The 1,981-nt window shown below is 73.4% G+C and carries 2 protein-coding genes; both read left to right on the top strand.

Translation table 11 applies throughout. The features are described 5' to 3' along the window. Window positions 1-173 precede the first annotated feature (173 nt). Window positions 174-659, top strand: a complete 486-nt coding sequence (locus AB0958_RS44995; RefSeq protein ID WP_366896273.1) for a ribose-5-phosphate isomerase — start codon at window positions 174-176, stop codon at window positions 657-659. Between the two features lie 226 nt (window positions 660-885). After that, window positions 886-1,689 (top strand): DNA-formamidopyrimidine glycosylase family protein, encoded by an 804-nt coding sequence (locus tag AB0958_RS44990; RefSeq protein WP_366896272.1) that lies wholly within the window; start codon window positions 886-888, stop codon window positions 1,687-1,689. Window positions 1,690-1,981: the final 292 nt, after the last annotated feature.

Below are 1,981 nucleotides of genomic sequence, written 5' to 3'. Positions count from 1 at the left end.
CCCGGTGTCGTCCGGCTGTTGCGGGAGGGGCCGGGGGTGGCCATCCACTCCCTCTGCCTCGACGAGGAGGAGCGGTTCCTGCCCGGGGAGTGCCATCCTGTCGAACCACCCCGCCCCTCGCGGGCCGCGGCCCCCGCTCTGCCGCACGATCGGCGCCATGTCACACTCGTCCCATGCGCGTGTATCTCGGCTCCGACCATGCGGGCTTCGAACTCAAGAACCACCTCGTCGAGTGGCTGAAGGCGGCGGGCCACGACCCCGTGGACTGCGGCCCCCACATCTACGACGCCCAGGACGACTACCCGCCGTTCTGCCTGCGCGCGGCCGAGCGGACGGCGGCGGACCCCGAGTCCCTCGGCGTCGTGATCGGCGGCTCCGGCAACGGCGAGCAGATCGCCGCGAACAAGGTCAAGGGCGTCCGCGCGGCCCTCGCCTGGAGCGAGGAGACCGCGTCGCTCGGCCGGCAGCACAACAACGCGAACGTCGTCGCGGTGGGCGCGCGCATGCACACGCAGGACGAGGCGACGAAGTTCGTCGAGACGTTCCTGAACACGCCGTTCTCCGAGGAGGAGCGTCACATCCGCCGCATCGACATGCTGGCGGAGTACGAGACGACGGGCGACCTCCCCCCGATCCCCCCGCACCACCCCCAGCCGTAACACCCCACCCACCGGCCCCGGAACCCGGAACCCGGCCGAGCGTAACCCCGGTTCACCGGGCCCGCGGGCCTATCGGGCCCTCGGCTTACCGGCTCCGGGCCCCGGACCTCCGGGCCCCGGAACCCCGGCCCAGCAGAACCCCGGCCCAGCAGAACCCCGGCCCACCGGGCCCCTCGTCGTCTCTCGGTCGGCCGAGTCGTGGGTGGGCGGAAAGGAATGTCGGCCCGTGCCAGAAGGGCACACGATCCACCGGCTGGCGCTGGACTACGGCCGCCTCACCGGCCCCGTCCGCGCCAGCAGCCCGCAGGGCAAGTTCTCCGACGCCACGAGCCTCGTCGACGGCACCCCCCTCACCCGCACCGAGGCCCACGGCAAACACCTCTTCCTCGGCTTCCGCGACAGCGACTGGGTGCACATCCACCTCGGCCTCTTCGGCAAGGTCACCTTCGGCGCCGTCCCCGCGCCCCCGGCCACCGACACGGTCCGGCTGCGCCTCACCGACGCCACCTCCTACGTCGACCTGCGCGGCCCCACCACCTGCGCCCTGATCAACGACGCGGAGAAGGCGGCCGTACACGCCCGGCTCGGCCCCGACCCGCTCCGCGACGACGCCGACCCGGGCCTCGCGTACCGGAGGATCTCCCGGAGCCGCACCACCGTCGCCGCGCTGCTCATGGACCAGAAGGTCGTCGCGGGCGTCGGCAACGTCTACCGCGCCGAGGTGCTGTTCCGGCAGGGCATCGACCCCTACCGGGCCGGCCGGGACATCACCCCGGCGGAGTGGGACGCCGTCTGGGGCGATCTCGTCGCCCTCATGCACGAGGGCGTCCGCAACAACCGGATCGACACCGTCCGGCCCGAGCACACCCCGGAGGCGATGGGCCGCCCGCCGCGCGTCGACGACCACGGCGGAGAGGTGTACGTCTACCGCCGGGCCGCCCTGCCCTGCCACCTCTGCGGCACCGAGATCCGCACCGCCGACCTCGCGTCCCGCAACCTCTTCTGGTGCCCCGGCTGCCAGCGGACCTGACCGCCGCCCCTAGGGGCTGTCCGGCGGATCATGCCGCAGACGCGGGGTCTGGCACGCCCGTCTGCGGCGTTGTCTTCAGTCGCCGACGTCCCCCAGCCTCCGGCCGGGAGGTGCCCTCACCGCGTCGCCCGCCGCGGCAGCGGCTGATCGGCCACGGCTCCTCCGCCTTGCAGTCGGACGCACCAGACCCCGCTCACCTAGGGCCCTTCTGATGGATCTCCGCGGCGTCGCGGCGTTCGGCACGCACGCTCGACGCACGGGGTGGCGGGCCAGGTGGCTCCGCCACATGACC

The organism is Streptomyces sp. NPDC006655, assembly GCF_040703965.1.
Classification (GTDB): Bacteria; Actinomycetota; Actinomycetes; order Streptomycetales; family Streptomycetaceae; genus Streptomyces.
The sequence above is the reverse complement of the archived record's forward strand: the minus strand, read 5'-3'. Positions and strand labels throughout refer to the sequence as shown.

What these genes read in the sequence shown, in the direction of transcription:
- AB0958_RS44995 (WP_366896273.1), top strand. Translation starts at nt 174, where the DNA reads ATGCGCGTGTATCTCGGCTCCGACCATGCGGGCTTCGAACTCAAGAAC.